1 protein-coding gene is annotated in these 302 nt (G+C 51.7%); it reads right to left on the bottom strand.

What is annotated here, in order from left to right; all coding sequences use genetic code 11:
- Window positions 1-24: 24 nt before the first annotated feature.
- Window positions 25-302 (bottom strand): 50S ribosomal protein L15 (gene rplO, locus AB6A66_RS17575; RefSeq protein ID WP_371056914.1); only part of this gene is annotated, 278 nt, incomplete at its 5' end.

A 302-nucleotide genomic window follows, 5' to 3' on the forward strand; every position in this document is an offset into this window, starting at 1 on the left:
CCCGGTTGTTTAGCCATCTGCTACTTATTCCTCGATTTTACCGCCAGCAGCTTCGATAGCAGCACGAGCGCCTTTAGTAACACGCAGGCCACGAACAGTTACCGGAGTCGTTACTTCGCCAGCCAGGATCACTTTCGCGAACTCGATCTGGATACCGATAATGTTAGCCGCTTTCAGCGTGTTCAGGTCTACTACACCGCCTTCTACTTTAGCCAGGTCAGACAGACGAATTTCGGCTGTAATCGCTGCTTTACGAGAAGTGAAGCCGAATTTCGGCAGACGACGGTACAGAGGCATCTGAC

The organism is Rhodosalinus sp. K401 (assembly GCF_041365735.1).
Taxonomy (GTDB): Bacteria; Pseudomonadota; Alphaproteobacteria; order Rhodobacterales; family Rhodobacteraceae; genus Rhodosalinus.